Source organism: Paraburkholderia madseniana (assembly GCF_009690905.1).
In the GTDB taxonomy this organism is placed as follows: Bacteria; Pseudomonadota; Gammaproteobacteria; order Burkholderiales; family Burkholderiaceae; genus Paraburkholderia; species Paraburkholderia madseniana.
Genome location: NZ_VOSW01000378.1, coordinates 1 through 228, shown reverse-complemented (window position 1 = coordinate 228; position 228 = coordinate 1). Strand labels below are relative to the sequence as shown.

1 protein-coding gene is annotated in these 228 nt (G+C 57.0%); it reads left to right on the top strand.

Annotated features, from left to right (window positions below):
- Positions 1 to 228 (top strand): transposase (locus tag FSO04_RS47040; RefSeq protein ID WP_233465474.1); only part of this gene is annotated, 228 nt, incomplete at both ends.

Sequence of the window (228 nt, the reverse complement as noted above, 5' to 3'; positions counted from 1 at the left end):
ATGTATCCGACGAAGAATGGAGCTTCGCGGCACCGTATCTGACGCTGATGGACGTAACCGCGCCGCAGCGCAAATACGAACTGCGCGACATGTTTGATGCATTGCGCTGGATGGCTCGGGCCGGCGCACCGTGGAGGATGCTGCCCAATGATTTCCCACCTTGGGAATTGGTGTATCAGCAGACCCAACGCTGGTTACAGGCAGGTTGTTTTGAGCACATGGTCAGCG